This window comes from Pseudomonas sp. GL_139_B (genome assembly GCF_057834475.1).
Genome location: NZ_CM174403.1, coordinates 5,636,793 through 5,655,831, shown reverse-complemented (window position 1 = coordinate 5,655,831; position 19,039 = coordinate 5,636,793). Strand labels below are relative to the sequence as shown.

Sequence of the window (19,039 nt, the reverse complement as noted above, 5' to 3'; positions counted from 1 at the left end):
AATAAAGGTCCTTAGCTCTTCTGCTAAGGGCCTTTTTCGTTGTTACGAATCCGTTTCCTGATCCATACCTATTCGTTACTGAATAGTTATGGCGTGAAAACAATGAGTCTCCGATATGCGATCCGCCATCTGACCTTTCAATCGGGTGAGCGCTTCCCACTGCTGGTCGACCAGGTCAGCGGTATTCCACTGCACGCGCCAACCTTGTTCATCGTGTCTGAGTTCAGGGCTCGCAACCGTGCCTTGACTGCCTATATTTCAGACAAACAAAAAACGGCGGCAGAGGTTTTGATAGCCACATCAAAAACCTTTGCCGCCGAGCGATACCTTCAGAACATTAGAACTTGACGGTCAGACCGACCTGGGCGCTATATCCATCACCATCGGTGTTGCTTGAAATACCCCATCCATAACCAACTTGGGTGTTAACTGAAATGCTCTCGCTCAAATGACCTTCGACGCCGCCATCAAGTTTAAGTGACGTGCCACGCATATCCGAGCTGAAGTCCACTTCGCCTTGAGTCGAGGTGGAGAAGCTGGTGGTCGGATTACCCTTGAACTCTTTCACCACACTCGGCCGCACCCACGCTGTTACCGGGAGCTGATCGCTCTTGCTCCAGGTTTTGGCCACGCGCGCGCCCAGCCGGGTTTGCAGGCTATCGATCGCACCAAAATCTATCCCGGCGGCCTGATCATGTGCTTTGTCCAGACCGATGTGCTGATAGACCACCTGAGCCTGGGGTTCGACCACTACGCCGCCGCCCACATCAAATGGCATGCCGGCCTCAAACGAAGCGGCGGTGCCCAGACCCTGAGTGCTCAGATCCAGTCCATTGGCCGATTTTGCTTGCACCTCGTTCCAAGTGGCTTGCAGCAAACTGTCCAGATACCAGCCAGAAGGGGCAATATGCGTCCAATAGACGCCCAGCGAGTAGGCGGTCAAGTTGTTATTGCCAGCATTACGGCTGTCAAAGTGATCCACTGAGCCTTTGTTTTGACCAATGGCGCCATAGAACCCGGCGCGATCCTTGCCGTTGCTGTCGTTGCGCTGGAACAGATCCGTTCCTATTTGAAGTGCGGTGAGAGTGGAATCATAGGCCGCCCCCTTTCCATAGATGCCATTAGCGGCACCATTGTGCGTGTTTTTCTGGGCCAGTGTGCGTGCCCAGACCCGTTGCTCGTCGTTGTATGCCGTGCTGGCAAACGCTCCACGTCGGTCGTGCAGGGTCCCGACCAACGCGTTGCCGTAGTCCAGTGCCATGGAGGGCAGCACGGAATACAACGAGGTTTCAGCGCGGTAATTCGGGCGCCGATCGTTGTCAGGCTTACCGGGTGTTCCCGGCTTGTCAGGTATTCCTGGTTTGTCAGGTGTTCCCGGATTGTCGGGTATCCCCGGATTGTCAGGTGTTCCTGGAGTGCCTGGATCTACAAGATCCGAGGAGAGGAACCAGTCCTGACTCGCCGAATCGCGGTGCAGGGTGTACTCGTAGGCGCCACCCAATACTGGAGCATTCAATCTGAAGGCATCAGTGGAGGTGGTAGCGCCATTGACGGCATCCACCAGCAGGATGCCGTTGCCCGTGGTTTGATCGCCGAGGCCATTGGCATTACGGATGCCCAGTCGGGTATCTCCTGTCGCCGTACCGCCATCAATAACAAGGGTATCGGACAACGATGAGCTGTCACCCAACGCGGTATTGAGGGTGATCAAGCCGCCGTTGCCGTTCAGGTTGTTGACGGTCAGTCTCTTTGCGGCAAAGGCTCCCGTCGGGGCCTGGAAGTCGATATTGCCGGCGTTGTTCAACGTGTCAATCAGCGAGTCGGCGGTCATGGTCCAGTGAGTGCCGGACTCCAGCGTCACATCGAGCGGGTCAATCGAGCCAATCAAGCGGGCTCCGTTTTGCAGGCGCAGCAAGGCACCGCTCAGCCCCGCCACATTGCCGGTCAGAGTGGTGTTGTCCAGGGCCAGAGTGCCGGCATCCACAAAGGTCGTGCCCGTATAATCCAGCGCACCGGACAGGGTCAGGGTGCCATTACCGGTCTTGGTAAAGTCGAAACTCCCCCCGGTTTCCAGAACACCTCCGTTGAATGTCACATCGTTGCCATCGGTGACTTGCAACGCGCCATTTTGGCGTAATTCCAAGGTTCGCTGACTGCCGAAACTGCCGTCGACCTTCAGCTGACCGCCGTTGAACACGACTTCACGAGACAGGTTTGTGTCGCCCAAGGCGCCATCCTGACGGATGGTCAGGGTGCCGTCATTGATTCGGGTATGGCCGACGTAGGTGTTATTGCCGCCCAGCACGGTTTCACCGCTGCCATCCTTGATCACGTAGAGATTATCTCGACCCGGCTGGCCGATCGTGGCGTTGAAATCACCATCCTGCAAATACACGGAGTCGCCGGAACCGATGACGCCGCCGACGCCATTGGATTGATCGTCGAGCACCAGGCGGCTCCAGTCACCGATGTCGGTGCTGTCGGACAAGTCCAGCCAGCCACCTTTCAGTACGACGGTCTTGTTGAATGCTGCCGCGTCGGCTGCCGAGATGTCGAGCTTGAGCACGCCCGACCTGAGCTCGGTGTGACCACCTAACCCTTGAGCCACATCACCTCTGAATATCTGGGTGTAACTACCGTCTTTGACCAGATTGCCAGTGCCCGTCAATTGCCCGGCAAACTGGTTCGTGCCAAAGGCACGATTGAGTGTCAGGTCATGCGTGCCGAGCGCAGCCGTACCGCTCCCCTCGAGACCGCCGATGCTGGAGTCCCCCAGCAGGCCGAGGTTCGCGCCACTCTGGATCATCACCGCCCCTGCAAGGGTTGTCCTATCGAGCAGCAAGCTGCCGGCATTGACCTGAGTACTCCCTGTAAACCCTTGAGCCACATCGCCTCTGAGGGTCTGGGTGTAACTACCGTCCTTGATCAGATTGCCAGTACCTGTCAATTGCCCGGCAAACTCGCTCGTGCCAGAGGCTCGATTGAGTGTCAGGTCATGCGTGCCGAGCGCAGCCGTACCGCTCCCCTCGAGACCGCCGATGCTGGAGTCCCCCAGCAGGCCGAGGTTCGCGCCGCTCTGGATCGTCACCGCCCCTGCAAGGGTTGCCCTGTCGAGCAGCAAGCTGCCGGCATTGACCTGAGTACTCCCTGTAAACCCTTGAGCCACATCGCCTCTGAGGATCTGGGTGTAACTACCGTCTTTGACCAGATTGCCAGTGCCCGTCAATTGCCCGGCAAACTCGCTCGTGCCAGAGGCACGATTGAGTGTCAGGTCATGCGCGCCGAGCGCAGCCGTACCGCTCCCCTCGAGACCGCCGATGCTGGAGTCCCCCAGCAGGCCGAGGTTCGCGCCGTTCTGGATCGTCACCGCCCCTGCAAGGGTTGCCCTATCGAGCATCAAGCTGCCGGCATTGATCTGAGTACTCCCTGTAAACCCTTGAGCTACATCGCCTCTGAGGATCTGGGTGTAACTACCGTCTTTGACCAGATTGCCAGTGCCCGTCAATTGCCCGGCAAACTCGCTCGTGCCAGAGGCACGATTGAGTGTCAGGTCATGCGCGCCGAGCGCAGCCGTACCGCTCCCCTCGAGACCGCCGATGCTGGAGTCCCCCAGCAGGCCGAGGTTCGCGCCGTTCTGGATCGTCACCGCCCCTGTAAGGGTTGCCCTATCGAGCATCAAGCTGCCGGCATTGATCTGAGTACTCCCTGTAAACCCTTGAGCTACATCGCCTCTGAGGATCTGGGTGTAACTACCGTCTTTGACCAGATTGCCAGTGCCCGTCAATTGCCCGGCAAACTCGCTCGTGCCAGAGGCACGATTGAGTGTCAGGTCATGCGCGCCGAGCGCAGCCGTACCGCTCCCCTCGAGACCGCCGATGCTGGAGTCCCCCAGCAGGCCGAGGTTCGCGCCGTTCTGGATCGTCACCGCCCCTGTCAGTGTCGCCCTCTGGAGCAACAAGCTGCCGGCATTCACCTGAGTACCCCCTGTGTACGTCAGAGGTCCGCTCAGGGTGAGGGTGTTGGCGCCGTCCTTGGTCAATTCGCCATTACCTGAGAGGGGGCCCGAGAACACGCTGTCGCTGCTCTGATTAAAGATCAGGTTGCCGTGATTAATCACATCGCCTGTGATCTGTCCGCCATCATTAATCCGAGTGATCCCTTCCAGTACACCGCCGCTGGAGACCTCGAGAGCGCCAAGAACCGATACGGTTGTGTCCGTGGCCGTACCGTTACCCAGAACGCTGAGTCGCCCTTGGCCCTCGACCAGAACGTTATTGGTTGAATGCGTGGTCGCGTCGACAGAAAACGCCCCCAGACTATTGGTGCCCGCGACCGTCGCGTCCGTACTGGTAATCAGAACCCCACCATTATTTTGCGTGACGCTGGTGGCTGTACCGCCTGCCAATACCGTTAAGGTTCCTGCCGAGTTGATGGTCGTGCTATCGGCTGATCCACCTGCCGAGACAATTTGCCCGCCTCCGAAGATTGTCGTGCGTTGAGCCACTCCCGTGACATGCTGAGCACCACCATTCCCGACGTTTGTGTCATTGGCGCTGCCGCCAGAGGAAACAATCTGAGCGGCGAGACTCCCACTGATGATCGTGCCATTGGCGACGCCACCATTTTGAATAACCTGGGTGCCCCACGATGTGATGGTAGTGTTATCGGCTAATCCTGCGACGAATTGCTCGCCTGCCGAGTTGATTGTCGTGCGGTGGGCTTCTCCCCCACTGTGGATATATTGGAGGCCTGCGTTGATCGACGTGTCATTGGCGGTGGCGCCGTTGTAGAGATGTTGTTCACCTCCAGAGTTTATGGTCGTGTCATTGGCGACTCCGGCTGGCCCGCCGGAAACTCCTCCTGACCCGACGGTTTGACTGCCGCCCGAGTTGATTGTCGTGCGGAAGGCTACTCCGCCTTCGAGATGTTGGGCACCATTCTGGACGATCGTGTCATTGGCGACGCCCCCAAAGAAAATTCTTTGGGCACCCCCCCCCATGATGGTCATGCTATTGGTCAATCCACCACTGCTGACATGTTGGATGCCTGCCGAGGTGATGAAACCGCTATTGGCGATTCCACCGGAGTCGATAAATTGACCGAAGGTATCCACGGTTTCGCCGGTCACCGTCATCCCGGAAGTGACGTCACGCGTATAGGCGAAAGCAGGCTCCAGCACAGCCATATTCAGTACGCAGGTAAGCGAGAGCAGCGCCCGTTTGCGACTACCGCCGGTGACACCGGATTTGGTTTTACCCTTGGCATGTTCGGACGCCACCATCCAGCTTTCCTGGCTGTGGTTCCAAACCAGCCGAAATGTACGGTTCATTAGCAATTACTCATGTTTTTTGGGTGAGAGTCACCAGCGTGTGAACGCTGCAGCTGACGATGGAGATGGTTGATGGGGTTGATCACCTGTTGCCCGGTGATCAGTCGGCTGCACTCGAACTGGCGTTCGGTATCCTTGTGCCGAGGGCACCAGAAAAAGTCTTTGTGATCGAACTGCACTGTCATGTCGTCCCAGCAGCCGTTGCAGGCATGGGAGTTGAAGACTCGGTAAGGGGTGCTGAACTCGCAGGTGGGCAGAGTGAAGCCGCTGATCAACACCACAGGAATCCGCGCAGCCCACGCCAGCCAGGACAGTCCACTGCTGAGCCCGACAAAAAACGCCGCGTGCTGCAACAAGTCGACACGCTCGCGCAAGGGGATATCGCCGGTAAAATCCTCGGCTCCATATGGGATGTGGTTCCAGACAAAGCCCACGCCATGGGTGGCCTGCTTGTCGATGCACAGCACCCGATAACCCAGGCTTTTGAGGTGTTCGACCACTAGGCGCCAGCCGTGACCGTTGTTCCAGTACTTGGCCTGGCAGGACGATTGCGCGGCGATGCATACGTAGGGTTCGATAACGCGGCGCTTGGCATTGAGCGTCAGTCGCGGCGGAGCCTCCGCGGGATCAACACCCAGAATGTAGCCCGCCGTACGGTGTAAACCGACCGCCCGGAAGTCGATCGGCTGTTGAGCGGTATTTCCACCAAAGAACAGGCCAATGCGATAAGTCGCATAGGGTTCAGCCATCACCACCGCTTGAGGGGTGGAAAGCCGGATATCGGGGTACTGATCAGCAAACAGGTCGGCGATTTCCCGGCCCAAGGTGCATTCGAGCTGGCACTCATGGCGCTGGGCAAAGCGCTCGGCATAAGGAAACCAGCCGATGAGATCGCCCAGGGTGCCAACGGGAAAAGAGATCAGGACAGGTTTGTCTTTAAGATCCAGCGTGTGATCGAGTACAGGGATCTGTTGATCACGTTGCCAAACCTTGATCGTGAAACGCACAAAGTACTTCTTGGTGCTTTGTACCCAGCCGCTCTCTACGTCGCTGGCGAATAGAATGTTTCCCGAATCGGCATCAATAAGATTTACATGCCATGCCCCTTTGGGTAATAACAAACGGGCACCATCATTAAAGTCATAGCGAATACCCAAAGGTCCAAGCTGGGTCGGTAGTTTCGGGGGCGGAAGTAAAAAAGGATGTGCAACACCAGGCTCGGGTGACCGGGCTAAAGAAGTACTTGTGCTCATGGACTCAAGCCTGCTTGATTAAGTATTTGAATCGATATTTGTTTGTTTAAAGCGAGCGCAGAGTTACTCGTTTCCCTGTACGGGAAATGTGCAGGAAAGATGCTGAATTGATAATGTTATGCAGCCAAAGCCAATGGTTGAAATAACTCAATAACTACTCTGCACTCGCATGCGTTGCGAGAGGCACAAATATCCATAATGCTTTAATGATCGTTGCAGACTGACTAACTCTGGCTTTGTAGGAAATGCCCTACAACTATCACCATAATCTTTAGGGATATAAAGTGGCGGTTTCTGGGCGAGTTGTAGGAAAATTCTGGGGGGCGAGTGGTGTATGAATCATGCCGCGTCTTTGGCTTCCTGAGGAAACACTGAGTAAGACTTTCTGATTTGGCGACGTGTAACTGAGCGTGCACTACTGTTGCAGTCGGTTGGACTCGGCCCCGGCAGCTCGCGGGGTTGACTGAGGAGCGCTGTAGGTTCTCAGTCCGATATCGCTGCAGCTGAGCGAGAACCGAGACACCATAGCGGATTTGATGAAAAAAACCGCATCCACGTCATTAGCTATCATGCAATAAAGAGTTAAAGGTGGTCTGAAGTAACCATGTGTTTTTGGCTGACTTCGGCCACCACCGATTTTGAAAGTGGCAAGTCGATCCACAACGCTCAGATCAATCACTCATTTCCGTCTTTTTAGCCGCTGTGAGCACCTCGCGGCGGCTATTCCCATATTACAGGCGCACCTCTTCTGCATTGCTCAGTAAATGCTGGCGTGCCATCCACAAGTTCGACAGTGCAAGCAGCGTCACCAATTGCGCCGTGTTCTTGGCCAGGCCATGGAAGCGAGTTTTCAGATAACCGAACTGACGATTGCTCACTCGAAACGGGTGGTCAGTAACAAAAAAGCGAATCCAGTGATCTGGCTTCGCTTTTTTGTGGGCGCTGTTAATTGGATAACGTGGTCACATTAGTCCGAGCCGAGTGCAGTTTCTTGTAGCTCTCGATCAACCGCAGGTGCCGGTCGAGTCCCTCCAGTTTCATGCTGGTCGGCGTCAAGCCATGGAAACGCACGCTGCCGTCCACCGATCCGATTGCAGCATCCGTACGCTCGTTGCCAAACATCCGGCGGAAATTGGCCTCGTAGTCTTCCAGTTCCAGGTCTTCGTCCAGCTTCATCTCCAGCACCACATTGACAGCCTGGTAGAACAAGCCACGTTCAACCGTGTTGTCGTTGTACTGCAGGAACATTTCCACCGCCTCTTTCGCCTCTTCATATTGCTGCAAGGCGAGATAGATCAGCAGTTTCAACTCCAGAATCGTCAGCTGACCCCACGCCGTGTTGTCGTCGAACTCGATGCCGATCAAGGAGGTGATGTCGGTGTAATCGTCCAGCTCACTTTCCACCAGACGCTCAACCAGCGATTGCAGCTCTTCTTCATCCAGGCGATGCAGGTTGAGGATGTCGGCGCGGAAGAACAACGCTTTGTTGGTGTTATCCCAGATCAGATCATCCGCAGGATAGATTTCCGAATAGTCCGGCACCAGGATGCGGCATGCCGTTGCGCCGATATGCTCGTAGACCGCCATGTACACTTCTTTGCCCATGCCTTTGAGAATGCCGAACAAGGTTGCGGCCTCCTCGGCATTCGAGTTTTCACCCTGGCCGGAGAAGTCCCACTCCACGAATTCGTAATCCGACTTGGAACTGAAGAAGCGCCACGACACCACGCCGCTGGAGTCAATAAAGTGTTCGACGAAGTTATTCGGCTCGGTCACCGCGTGCCCTTCAAACGTCGGTTGGGGCAGGTCGTTGAGGCCTTCGAAACTACGGCCCTGCAACAATTCGGTGAGGCTGCGTTCCAGCGCCACTTCCAGGCTCGGGTGAGCGCCGAACGAGGCGAACACACCGCCGGTGCGCGGGTTCATCAGCGTGACACACATCACCGGGAATTCACCGCCCAGGGACGCATCCTTCACCAGCACCGGGAAGCCTTGCTCTTCCAGCGCCTGAATACCGGCGAGGATCCCGGGGTACTTTGCCAGCACTTCGGCCGGGACATCCGGCAAGGCAAATTCGCCTTCTATGATTTCGCGTTTGACCGCGCGCTCGAAGATCTCCGACAGGCACTGCACCTGGGCTTCGGCCAGCGTGTTGCCGGCGCTCATGCCGTTGCTCAGGAACAGGTTTTCAATCAGGTTGGACGGGAAATACACCACCTCGCCGTCCGACTGGCGCACGTACGGCAGCGAACAGATGCCGCGCTCTTCATTGCCCGAGTTGGTATCGATCAGATGGGACCCGCGCAGTTCGCCGTCGCGGTTGTAAATCTTCAGGCAGTATTCGTCGAGAATTTCGGTTGGTAGCTCATCTTTACGGCCAGGCTTGAACCAGCGTTCGTCCGGGTAATGCACAAACGGCGCATTGGCGATGTCTTCGCCCCAGAACTGGTCGTTGTAGAAGAAGTTGCAGTTGAGTCGCTCGATAAACTCGCCCAACGCCGACGCCAATGCGCCTTCTTTGGTTGCGCCTTTGCCGTTGGTGAAACACATCGGCGAGTGCGCATCGCGGATGTGCAGCGACCACACGTTGGGCACGATATTGCGCCACGAAGCGATTTCAATCTTCATGCCCAGGTCCGCCAGAATGGCTGACATATTGGCGATGGTTTGCTCTAGCGGCAGGTCTTTGCCGGCGATATAGGTGCTCGCTTCTGAGTTAGAAGCAGGCATCAACAACGCTTGGGCATCGGCGTCGAGGTTATCGACCTCTTCGATTACAAACTCAGGCCCGGCTTGCACCACTTTTTTCACAGTGCAACGGTCGATGGAGCGCAGGATGCCCTGGCGGTCCTTGTCGGAGATATCCGCCGGCAACTCGACCTGAATCTTGAAAATCTGGTTGTAGCGGTTTTCCGGGTCAACAATGTTGTTCTGCGACAGGCGGATGTTTTCCGTGGGAATACTGCGAGTGTCGCAGTACAACTTCACGAAATAAGCCGCACACAATGCTGATGAAGCCAGAAAGTAGTCGAACGGACCCGGTGCCGAGCCATCGCCCTTGTAGCGGATAGGTTGATCGGCGACCACGGTGAAGTCATCGAACTTTGCTTCAAGCCGAAGGTTGTCGAGAAAGTTGACTTTGATTTCCATGGGGGATTACCAGAATAACGGGCTAGACGAATTGGCCGCCATTATCCGGCTTTTCAGGCATATGTCTTGTCGTTGTCTAGTTCTGAACCTGTTTCACCCTAACGCCCGATACACGGTACCAGGCGTTTTTTATGAACGATGGATTGCTCAGTCAAGGATCAGGTGCGGCAAAAACCGGCTCGAATCCTTGGTAATCAAACTGTTGTCTTCCCGCACACCAATCCCGGCTGCCTTATCGCCAATCACCCAAGAGCCAATCAGCGTATAGCTGTCGCCAAACTTGGGCAGCGGCGCGAACTCCTGAAGGATAAACGGCGCATCGGTGTAGGGCCCGTCCTCTTTGACGATCAGGCCCTCGGCGGTTTGCAGCTCGATGTTGGCGCCTTCGCGGGAGAAAAACGGTTTGCGCACCCAGCCCTTGGGCACTGCTTTGTTGGGATCTGGGTCCAGGTGCGCCGCGAGCAGGTTCGGGTGGCCTTTGTTGAATTCCCACAGCAACGGCAGGATGCCCTTGTTGGAAACGATGGATTTCCAGGCCGGCTCGAAAAACTGCGTATCACTCTGGGCAATTGCAGCGCCAAAGGGCTCGTGGAAGATGAATTCCCAGGCGTGCAGCTTGAACAGATGAGGAATCCAGCGATCCTCAAGATCGACGAAGCGTCCGTCACTGGTCAGACCGATGTCTTCGATATCAATGTGGCGTGATTCGATGCCGACCTTTTCCGCGACCAGTCGCAGGTAATCGGTGGTGCCTTTGTCTTCGACCGAGTGTTTCATCGAGGCGAAATAGAACGGCTGCTTGAGCTGCAGTTGAGCGAAGGCCTGATGCAGTTTGGTATCGATGCTGTTGAACTGGTCGGCATGCTTGGGCAGCAAGCCGCGCTCGATGCATTGCTCCAGCCAGCCCCATTGAAACGCCGCGGCCTCATACAGACTGGTCGGCGTGTCGTAGTTGAGTTCCAGCAACTTGGCCGGCCCGGTGCCGTTGTAGGAGAAATCCATGCGCCCATACAGGTGCGGGTGGCCTTCGAGCCATGACGTGCGAATCATGTCGTAGAACGCCGGTGGAATACTCAGGCGCTCCAGCAACTCCTCGTTCTGCACCACGCGGGCGACCATGTCCATGCACATCTCATGGATCTCAGTGGTCGGGTCTTCCAGATCGTTCTCGATTTGCTTGAGCGTAAACTGGTAATACGCGCTCTCGTCCCAATAGGGTTCGTCGTCGATGGTGTGGAACAGAAAACCGAGACCTTCGGCAGTTTGTTTCCAGTCATGACGCTCTGCGCAACGAATCTTCTTCATGGCCCGGTTTCCTTAACTGCTCGACCCGCCGCCCCAGCCGCTGCGTGCACTGGCTTTGCTGCCGAAGCCGCCACGCGACGTCGACGAAGCAACGGAAACCGGCTTGCTGGCCGATTTGCTGATGGAATTGGTGTAGCTGCCGCCGTACTTTGCCTGGTTGGACCGGTTGAACGTTGAACCGTTGGCAATGCGCTGGTTAAGCGTTGAGGTGCCGTAGTTTCCGCGATTATCGCGGTAGCGGTAGACCGGCTGGGAGTAATAGCTGTTGCGGTTGTTGCTCAGCATATTGCCGATCAATAGCCCGGTGAGCAGGCTGCTGGTGGAAAATCCCGAACCGCCGGTGTTGGCTTCCGAGGCCGGCAGTTGCGCCTTGGCGGCGTCTACCTGGGATTGCGTCACCTGGCCATCGGCTGTGAGCTCGAAGCCGCCGAGCTTGGGGATGAACTTGCCAGCGGAATCCTGCTGGCACCAGTCGGCGACAAAGTCAGCATCACAATCAGCCTGGTTGTCGTACACCGGCGCAATACGGCGATGCTCGGCCATGGCGCTCATGTAGGCGTCCGAGCAGACGTCCACCGGGAGTTTTTCATCGGCGCATTGCTGAACGGACTGAAAACTGTATTTCTTCTGCACCGGGTAGGTTTTTTCCGTTGGCCCGCAACCGGATATCGCCATGGCGACCGATGCTGCCAGCGAGAGCTGAACGTACTTGCTTCGTTTCATCGGGGGCTCCGCTGCGCAATCAATTCTGGGAAGGGGTCATGCACGCGGCATTCAACATGCCGACGCTGATGGCCACTGCCGCGACATAGATGCCCGCCGCGATTTCACCTTTTTTGATGCGCTCAGAGGTACCTTTCAGCACCAGGCTGGTCATCAGGAACGCCAGCAGTTGCACGAACGCGGCGATCACCGCCCAGACGACGAAGTCGAGGAGGCTGATCGAATAGGCAATCACATTGCTGGCCGGAATGGCGAAGCCGATGATGGCGCCCCCCAGTGCAATCGCAGCGGCCACGTTGCCCGAACGGATCAGTTCAAACTCCTTGTGTGGGGTGATGCGGGTGTAGATGAACTGGAACAGCGCGAACAGCACGGCGGCGCCGAGGATGTACGAAACAAACCCGAGCACGGCCGCCGGGTTCAGGGAGATGGAGAGTGCTTCTAGCATGGACGTCTTCCTTGTTAAAAAATGTTCAGGTCGGTGGTGTACAGCGAGATACCCAGCGACGTACTCAAACTGATGGTGCCCTCGGCGTCTTCTTCGACGGAGAACAGCAGGAATTCCCGGCGATCGGTCAGGCCGGTTTCGCGGGCGTACAGCATCGAACGGTGCTCGATGCTGTACGACTCATCCGGATTTTTCAGCTGTTCGCTTAGCGCCACCAGTTCTGTCTGGCCATTCTCGGTGCCCCATTCGCGGGTGTATTCGACACCGTTGTGGGTGTAGGTCGGCAGCCCGATCGGGCTTTGCGGTCCGGCCAGCCGACGCAGTTCCGCTTCGCTGCTGATGGTGATGTAACTGAGGTAGTTGAACAGGATCACCGACTCGACCTGTCCAGCGATTGCGCCGGTGGTGTGCACTTGCAGCCAGTAGTCTTCATCGTTCATGTAATAGCGCGAGAGCCAGGTCGACTGCCCGAGATCGACGGTGCCGGCGCTCCAGATCTGCTGGGAGCCCGGGATCGTCACGGTGGTATTGCCGTCGAGCAACAATCTCAGGCTGGTGTCGAACATCACGCCTTTGCCCAACGCCAAGCCCAGCGGGCCGGTGATCGGTGACGTGTCGTTGGCGGTCCATTTCGACTGGGTGTTTGTCTCCGTGTTCGGAGCCTCAAGCCCCATCAACTGTTTAAACCATCCCATTGGACATTTCCTTGAGGCGAGTGGAGACGATGCAATCGCTTCGGCATCTGAGTGTTCAAGTGCACTTACCGGGCGGCATTCAATCTGCCACGAGGTGTGGATAAAAGTACTTTGGCGGCAATAAAACCGGCGAATGCCCCGAACAGATGGCCCTCGAATGAAATGCCCCGCCGAGGTAAAAAGCCAAAGACCAGGCCGCCATACAACAGGGCGACGAGGCCCGCCGTGATCACATTGCCCCAGCTCTTCTGGAACCAGGCGCGCGACAGAATGTACACCCACAGCCCGAAAACCCAGCCGCTGGCGCCGATGTGTACGCCTGTAAAGCCGAACAGCCAGACCAGCGAGCCGCCCAGCAAAATAATGATGGCACTGACGGCCATGAACCGATTGAGCCCGTCGACCATCACCAGCGTGCCGAGTACCAAAAAGGCCACGAGGTTGGCGCTCAGGTGCGAGAAGGACGCGTGTAAAAAAGGTGAAGTGACGATGCCGAGCAGTCCGTGCACGGTTCTCGGGACCAGACCGAATGCCATAAGGCTGTAGCCGGTCGCGGCATTGATCACTTGCAGCGTGACCATGAAGATGGCCAAGCCGGCGATTATCTTGAAACCCTTCAGGGCATCCATCCGTGACCTCAACTCGACAAAACTGAAACGCAATCCATTCTGGGAGCGAGCCGGCTCCGGGCGGCGTTCCGACGAAGGCGGAGCGTCAGTAACGTCGATGTTGACTGACACTTCCTCATCGCGAGCAGGCTCGCTCCCACAGGTTTTACGCCTGGCGCCAGGGACGGTTACTCGGCCGATTTTTGCTTCAGGCGTTCCAGAATCGCGTTGGCGCTACCTTCGTTCGGCGTGATGCCGGCTTCACGCAGTTTGCGCTCCAGGTCGTTGCCGGTCGATGCGTCGGCCAGTTCGTCCTGCGCTTGCAGTTCTGCGGCGCGTTGCTGTTGCTTGGCCTGCAAACGGTTCAGTGTGCCGACGGCGGTTTCCAGCTTGCCGTTGGCGCCGCCGCTGGCGATGGATGCGCTGACCTGGGCTTTCTGTACGCTATCGCGCGCCTTGGCCATGTCCACTTGCTGGCGCAGGCTTTTGATGCGGGCTTCGGCCTTGGTAATGTCTTTGCGCATGCTGTCGGCGTAACCACCGAATTCGCTGGCCTGCTTTTGCTCGACATCAAGTTCGTTGGTCAGGGTCGAAATCGCTTCGGCCACTTCCATCGCCAGGTCCTCGCGGTTGGCCTGAATCGCGGCCATGGCCTTGGATTCCAGGTCCTTGATTTTGGCGTTGTGCTCGCTGACGCGGTCGGCCGACAGTTTGTGCTTGGCCATGATGGTAACCAGCTCACGCTTGGCATTGGCCAGCGCGCTGTCAGCATCGCGAATTTCCTGGTCGAGAATGCGCAGGGCCTGCTGGTCGACGATTGATTCGCCCACTTCGGTGGCGCCGCCGCGCAACGCGGTGAACAACTTGCTCCAGATGGACTGAGTCATTGGATCTTCCTTTCCTGATAATTACTTGAAGAAGCGTTCGAAGGCTTCGATGGCACGCTGGACGTTGTCGACCAGGGTTTTCACCTCGGTCACCACGTTGGTCAGGCTGGAGTCGGAACTCAGCGCGCCGAACATGTTGTAAACGATTTGGCCGTTGGGCATGGACTCGATACCGATCGAGGACAGAGGGAACATTTCCCGACTGCGCAACACGGCATCGTTGAAGGCCGGCACGTCGTTGATGGACTCGACATCGACCAGAACGGTGTCGACGATGATCTGCTCACCGGCGATGGCGATGTGGATTGGCAGACCACCAAACTCGTTCATCTCCAGCCGCAGGCTGGGTTCGGCGCTCTGGATCAAGGACAGTGTGATCTCATGCGAAGCCACCTCATCAAGCGCCTTGAGGGCATTGAAGAGGCTATCGATGTTCCAGTTGTTGCTTGCGCTCATGTAATTCTCCGACATGAATGAGCCAGCCAGAATCGGTTGGCGTAGCTGTTGCTCCATCTGCTTGAGCAAGCTTCGGTTTTCCGGAAGCACCCAAGTTTCGTGTTTCACATAGCCGGTGGATGCCAGGCCTGCACGCATCTGCTTCATATAGAAGCTTGATGGTTTTTTCACGGACGGTTTTGAACGCTCTCCCTTAGGGATGTTTGAAGTAACAGCAGGCTCGCGAGGCGAGTCTGACAGGGAGCGGCTTTTCATGGGGTGACTCCGTTGTGAACATCTCACGCGTGGGCAACCGTACAGCCAAAGAAGTACACCAGCGATGGCTCACGTGTGAGATTTTGTTGCAGCAAGCGAAAAGGCCCGCAGCAAGGCGGGCCTGTAGTATTTCAAGGTGTTGCTCAGCTTTTGGCGAAGGCCGGCATGTCCGCATTCACCTGCGTTTAATCACGGGACAGGAATTCGTCGGTGGACACTACACTGGCATAGGCAAAACCCAAGGCCGACATGAACGCGGCGTGGACGTGAGCCGCCGGCACCGTCAGACCGTTGAACTCCAGGTCACGTGAGGCACAGGCATCATGGATGACCGTGACGGTGTAACCGAGGTCGTTGGCGGCACGGGTGATGCCGTCGACGCACATGTGGCTCATGCTGCCGACCACCACCAGTTCCTTGATTTCCTGCTCGTCGAGGATCGACTTCAGATTAGTTTCGCGAAACGAGTTGACGAAGTGCTTGACGACGACGGGCTCATTGGCGTGGTTAAGCACTTTGGGGTGCAACTTCGCGCCTTCGGAACCGGGGGTAAAGAACGGTGCGGCGTCAGAGGTGAATTCGTGGCGGATGTGCACCACTGAATCACCAGCCTCACGAAAGGCCTTGAGTAGACGAACGGCGTTATCTGCCGCAGCGTCGGCGCCGACCAGCGGCCACTTGCCTTGTGGGAAGTAGTCGTTTTGGATATCAACTACGATGAGTGCTTGCTTGGCCATGACGGTGTCCTCGAAGTGCGTGGTGGGTGTGGAATGAAGTATTGGGTTTAGCAGGCCATCCGAGGATTGGTCGCACCGACAATAGAAGGGGGAAAACTGACAATGGATGCACAAAGGCCAATCGCCGAGCTGGGCGTGCTGATTTATCCCGGTGCGCAGATGGCGGCGGTGCATGGGCTGACGGACCTGTTCGGGGTAGCCAACCGGATCGCCGCCGAGCATCAGGTTGCGTGGTTGCCGCTGCTGCGGGTCAGCCATTGGCAAGTGGAGGGCGATCAGGCCCCGATTCGGGTCTACGACAGTCATCCTGCACCAGACTCGGCCTTGGTGGCCGTGTTGATCCCGCCGTCGATTACCAGTTTTCACGCCGGTCAGATGCCGCAGGGCTTGCTCGAATGGGTTCGTCAGCAACATGCTCGCGGCGCGACGCTCGGTGGTGTTTGCGTGGGCTCGATAATATTGGCCGAAAGCGGTTTGCTCGACGGCCGCAGCGCCACCACTCACTGGACCTCGGCCAAAACCTTCGCCGAGCGTTACCCGACGATCAAGCTCAAGGCCGATACGCCGATTGTCGATGACGGCGATCTGATTACCACAGCCGGTCTGATGGCCTGGTCCGCGTTGGGGTTGCGCTTGGTGGACCGTTTGCTGGGACCAAGCATTGCGACCGGCACGGCGCGGTTTCTGGTGGTGGAACACAGCGACAGTGCGAGCGAGTGCGGCAGCAACTTTTCACCGATTCTCAGTCACGGCGATGCGTCGATTCTCAAGGTTCAGCACTGGTTGCAAAGTACCGGGGCGACCGATGTGTCGCTGACGGCCATGGCCGAGCGGGCAGGGCTGGAGGAGCGCACGTTCCTGCGTCGGTTCCGCGCGGCGACCGGGCTCAAACCGACCGAATACTGCCAGCACCTGCGGGTCGGCAAGGCCCGGGAAATGCTCGAATTCACCAACGGCACCATCGATCACATTGCCTGGACCGTGGGGTATCAGGACCCAAGTGCGTTTCGAGCGACGTTCAAGAAAATTACCGGGCTGGCTCCGAGTGATTACCGGACACGGTTTGGTGTGTCGCCGGTGGCTGCTACCCGCTAGCCGCAGCACCTCAAATCCCCTGTGGGAGAGGGCGAAGCTGAATCGTGCAAAATGCAGGAAATGAGGCGGCGGTCGTGCAGAATAAAACAGGCCTGATGCCATCAGCGTTTCCACAACCAACTGATTCATCAGTGGTTTGCATAAAACGTCGCTTGGCCTGATCTCTGCACCCCTCCCTCTACACTCATCAAACGCCAATTGAAGGGGGACGCATGACCCCAACAAACCGCAAAAAACTGGTGGTCGCCCATTCCGTGCACTCCGATGCGCCGCAGCACGAAGTCGAAACCAATCGCGCCCTCGCCCGTTGGCTGGCGCAGATTCTAGGCCTTGAATACGGCGGTAGTTTCGATCAGGCGCAGCATAACGGCCGCGACCTTTATGTGTTGCCTACCCAGACGCTGGTGGGCGTTACCGCCGCCCGGCAAGTGGGCGTATGCGGGCCGGAAGATTTGTGGGGCGGTTACGTTGACCACGACTTCATCTGCACCAAAGCCATCAGCCATGGTTTGCTCAACCAAAATGCTTACGCCCCGCCTGGTTGGTCCCCGCTGTTCTGCGAACGCGTGCGTAATGTGGTGCTGGAGGGCCTCAGCGTGTTCTCCCTCGACGATGCGCGACCCGCGGCCGAACACTTGATCTACAGCGGTCCGATCCGTCTCAAGCCAGTGCATGCCTGCGCCGGACGCGGGCAAGAAGTGATCGACAGTCTCGATCAGTTCGACGCCATCCTCGCCAGGCCCAACGCCAGCAACTTGTTCGCCGAAGGCGTGGTGCTGGAACAGGACCTGGGCAATGTGATCACCCACAGTGTCGGCCAGAGTTTTATCGGCGACACCGTGCTGAGTTACTGCGGTGATCAATACTTGATCGAAGACGGGCAGGGCGAGTGGGTGTACGGCGGTTCCAACCTGCTGGTGGTGCCGGGTTATTACGAGGACCTGCTCAAGCTGCCGCTGCCTGACGATGTGCGGCTGGCGATCCAGCAAGCGCAGGTGTTTGACAGCGCCGCCGATGAGGCCTATCCCGGTTTTTATGCCTCGCGGCGCAATTACGACATCGCCCAGGGCATGGACAGCAACGGCAAACAGCGCAGCGGCGTGCTGGAACAATCCTGGCGCATGGGCGGTGCCAGCAGCGCAGAAGTGGCGGCATTGCAGAGCTTCGTCAACGATCCGGGGATGCGCGCGATTCGTGTGTCCTCAGTCGAAACCTACATCGACCAGCCGTTGCCGGCGGACGCCATCGAGGTGTATCGCGGACCGGCGCAAACCAGTGACTTTCTACTCAAGTACGTAACGGTCAAATCCTATGACGGCTAGAAGCGAAACGATTCAGATCGACATCGACGATGAGCAGATGAGCGGGACTTTTCTCAGCCCCAAATCCAAAGTCCCCGGTGTGCTGTTTGTGCATGGTTGGGGCGGCAGTCAGGAACGGGATCTGGAGCGGGCCAAAGGCATCGCCGGTCTGGGATGCGTATGCCTGACCTTCGACTTGCGCGGTCACACTGGCGGCACTGGAATCCCGCTGACGCGCGTCACCCGTGAAGACAACTTGCGCGACCTGTTGGCGGCGTATGACCGATTGCTCGCGCACCCCGCGCTCGATACGTCGGCCATTGCGGTGGTCGGTACCAGTTATGGCGGTTATCTGGCTTCCATCCTGACGTCATTGCGTCCGGTGCGCTGGCTGGCGTTGCGGGTGCCGGCGCTGTACCGCGACGATCAATGGCACACGCCCAAGCGTGACCTGGACAAGATTGATTTGCGCGATTATCGCAGCACGCTGATACGCGCTGACAGCAACCGGGCGCTGCATGCCTGTTCGAATTTCACCGGTGACGTGCTGCTGGTTGAATCCGAGACCGACGACTATGTGCCCCATGCGACCATCATGAGTTACCGCGCGGCCTGTCAGCAGACCCACTCGCTGACCCACCGGATTATCGACGGCGCCGATCACGCCTTGAGCGAACCGGTTTCACAGCAGGCGTACACCTCGATCCTGGTGGACTGGATTACCGAAATGGTGGTGGGTGAGCGGTTGAGCATTATTCAATCGACCTGAAAAATCTTCGGTGTTCTTCAGTCCATCG

Annotated in this window: 15 protein-coding genes and 1 pseudogene; 4 read left to right on the top strand and 12 right to left on the bottom strand. The window is 57.4% G+C overall.

Annotated elements, in window-relative coordinates:
• Positions 1-102 precede the first annotated feature (102 nt).
• The gene (locus AC3ISI_RS25880; RefSeq protein ID WP_489334400.1) at positions 103-348 is read left to right on the top strand and encodes a hypothetical protein; all 246 of its coding nucleotides are present in this window, start codon (positions 103-105) and stop codon (positions 346-348) included.
• Here AC3ISI_RS25880 and AC3ISI_RS25875 read toward each other — a convergent pair.
• From AC3ISI_RS25875 to AC3ISI_RS25820, 12 genes and pseudogenes are all read right to left on the bottom strand, one after another.
• Entirely contained in the window at positions 338-5,329 is a 4,992-nt protein-coding gene (locus tag AC3ISI_RS25875) for an autotransporter outer membrane beta-barrel domain-containing protein (RefSeq protein ID WP_489334399.1), read from the bottom strand. The genes AC3ISI_RS25880 and AC3ISI_RS25875 overlap by 11 nt on opposite strands.
• Positions 5,329-6,582 (bottom strand): autotransporter strand-loop-strand O-heptosyltransferase, encoded by a 1,254-nt coding sequence (locus AC3ISI_RS25870; RefSeq protein WP_489334398.1) that lies wholly within the window; start codon positions 6,580-6,582, stop codon positions 5,329-5,331. Before AC3ISI_RS25870 ends, AC3ISI_RS25875 begins: the two co-directional genes overlap by 1 nt.
• A 731-nt stretch (positions 6,583-7,313) precedes the next feature.
• A pseudogene (locus AC3ISI_RS25865) lies at positions 7,314-7,475 on the bottom strand (IS5/IS1182 family transposase); the annotation flags it as partial.
• A 52-nt stretch (positions 7,476-7,527) separates the two neighbouring features.
• Entirely contained in the window at positions 7,528-9,732 is a 2,205-nt protein-coding gene (locus AC3ISI_RS25860) for an OsmC domain/YcaO domain-containing protein (protein WP_489334397.1), read from the bottom strand.
• 147 nt (positions 9,733-9,879) lie between these two features.
• Positions 9,880-11,037 (bottom strand): glutathionylspermidine synthase family protein, encoded by a 1,158-nt coding sequence (locus tag AC3ISI_RS25855; protein ID WP_489334396.1) that lies wholly within the window; start codon positions 11,035-11,037, stop codon positions 9,880-9,882.
• Between the two features lie 12 nt (positions 11,038-11,049).
• On the bottom strand, positions 11,050-11,760 hold the full coding sequence (locus AC3ISI_RS25850; protein ID WP_489334395.1) for a DUF1190 domain-containing protein: 711 nt from the start codon (positions 11,758-11,760) through the stop codon (positions 11,050-11,052).
• A gap of 19 nt (positions 11,761-11,779) precedes the next feature.
• Entirely contained in the window at positions 11,780-12,208 is a 429-nt protein-coding gene (locus AC3ISI_RS25845; protein ID WP_027924370.1) for a DUF350 domain-containing protein, read from the bottom strand.
• Positions 12,209-12,222: 14 nt separating this feature from the next.
• On the bottom strand, positions 12,223-12,903 hold the full coding sequence (locus tag AC3ISI_RS25840) for a DUF2491 family protein (protein WP_489334394.1): 681 nt from the start codon (positions 12,901-12,903) through the stop codon (positions 12,223-12,225).
• A gap of 65 nt (positions 12,904-12,968) precedes the next feature.
• Entirely contained in the window at positions 12,969-13,532 is a 564-nt protein-coding gene (locus AC3ISI_RS25835) for a rhomboid family intramembrane serine protease (RefSeq protein WP_489334393.1), read from the bottom strand.
• Positions 13,533-13,699: 167 nt separating this feature from the next.
• Positions 13,700-14,398, bottom strand: a complete 699-nt coding sequence (locus AC3ISI_RS25830; RefSeq protein WP_489334392.1) for a PspA/IM30 family protein — start codon at positions 14,396-14,398, stop codon at positions 13,700-13,702.
• 21 nt (positions 14,399-14,419) lie between these two features.
• Entirely contained in the window at positions 14,420-15,109 is a 690-nt protein-coding gene (locus AC3ISI_RS25825; RefSeq protein WP_489334391.1) for a YjfI family protein, read from the bottom strand.
• 185 nt (positions 15,110-15,294) lie between these two features.
• Positions 15,295-15,846, bottom strand: a complete 552-nt coding sequence (locus AC3ISI_RS25820) for a cysteine hydrolase family protein (protein WP_489334390.1) — start codon at positions 15,844-15,846, stop codon at positions 15,295-15,297.
• A 102-nt stretch (positions 15,847-15,948) separates the two neighbouring features.
• Here AC3ISI_RS25820 and AC3ISI_RS25815 point away from each other — a divergent pair, with 102 nt between their 5' ends.
• The 3 genes from AC3ISI_RS25815 to AC3ISI_RS25805 all read left to right on the top strand — a co-directional run bounded on the left by AC3ISI_RS25815 (position 15,949) and on the right by AC3ISI_RS25805 (position 19,011).
• Positions 15,949-16,941: a GlxA family transcriptional regulator gene (locus tag AC3ISI_RS25815; protein WP_489334389.1), complete on the top strand. Its 993-nt coding sequence runs from the start codon at positions 15,949-15,951 to the stop codon at positions 16,939-16,941.
• A 212-nt stretch (positions 16,942-17,153) separates the two neighbouring features.
• Positions 17,154-18,263 (top strand): DUF3182 family protein, encoded by a 1,110-nt coding sequence (locus tag AC3ISI_RS25810; RefSeq protein ID WP_489334388.1) that lies wholly within the window; start codon positions 17,154-17,156, stop codon positions 18,261-18,263.
• Positions 18,253-19,011 (top strand): alpha/beta hydrolase family protein, encoded by a 759-nt coding sequence (locus tag AC3ISI_RS25805; RefSeq protein WP_489334387.1) that lies wholly within the window; start codon positions 18,253-18,255, stop codon positions 19,009-19,011. The genes AC3ISI_RS25810 and AC3ISI_RS25805 overlap by 11 nt, the downstream gene beginning before the upstream one ends.
• The last annotated feature ends 28 nt before the right edge of the window (positions 19,012-19,039 follow it).

Bases quoted from the DNA above. Each gene is read 5' to 3' on its own strand.
- AC3ISI_RS25805 (WP_489334387.1), top strand. From the start codon at position 18,253: ATGACGGCTAGAAGCGAAACGATTCAGATCGACATCGACGATGAGCAG.
- AC3ISI_RS25835 (WP_489334393.1), bottom strand. From the start codon at position 13,532: ATGGATGCCCTGAAGGGTTTCAAGATAATCGCCGGCTTGGCCATCTTC.
- AC3ISI_RS25855 (WP_489334396.1), bottom strand. From the start codon at position 11,037: ATGAAGAAGATTCGTTGCGCAGAGCGTCATGACTGGAAACAAACTGCC.
- AC3ISI_RS25830 (WP_489334392.1), bottom strand. From the start codon at position 14,398: ATGACTCAGTCCATCTGGAGCAAGTTGTTCACCGCGTTGCGCGGCGGC.
- AC3ISI_RS25870 (WP_489334398.1), bottom strand. From the start codon at position 6,582: ATGAGCACAAGTACTTCTTTAGCCCGGTCACCCGAGCCTGGTGTTGCA.
- AC3ISI_RS25820 (WP_489334390.1), bottom strand. From the start codon at position 15,846: ATGGCCAAGCAAGCACTCATCGTAGTTGATATCCAAAACGACTACTTC.
- AC3ISI_RS25825 (WP_489334391.1), bottom strand. From the start codon at position 15,109: ATGAAAAGCCGCTCCCTGTCAGACTCGCCTCGCGAGCCTGCTGTTACT.
- AC3ISI_RS25850 (WP_489334395.1), bottom strand. From the start codon at position 11,760: ATGAAACGAAGCAAGTACGTTCAGCTCTCGCTGGCAGCATCGGTCGCC.
- AC3ISI_RS25845 (WP_027924370.1), bottom strand. From the start codon at position 12,208: ATGCTAGAAGCACTCTCCATCTCCCTGAACCCGGCGGCCGTGCTCGGG.
- AC3ISI_RS25815 (WP_489334389.1), top strand. From the start codon at position 15,949: ATGGATGCACAAAGGCCAATCGCCGAGCTGGGCGTGCTGATTTATCCC.
- AC3ISI_RS25880 (WP_489334400.1), top strand. From the start codon at position 103: ATGAGTCTCCGATATGCGATCCGCCATCTGACCTTTCAATCGGGTGAG.
- AC3ISI_RS25840 (WP_489334394.1), bottom strand. From the start codon at position 12,903: ATGGGATGGTTTAAACAGTTGATGGGGCTTGAGGCTCCGAACACGGAG.
- AC3ISI_RS25810 (WP_489334388.1), top strand. From the start codon at position 17,154: ATGACCCCAACAAACCGCAAAAAACTGGTGGTCGCCCATTCCGTGCAC.
- AC3ISI_RS25875 (WP_489334399.1), bottom strand. From the start codon at position 5,329: ATGAACCGTACATTTCGGCTGGTTTGGAACCACAGCCAGGAAAGCTGG.
- AC3ISI_RS25860 (WP_489334397.1), bottom strand. From the start codon at position 9,732: ATGGAAATCAAAGTCAACTTTCTCGACAACCTTCGGCTTGAAGCAAAG.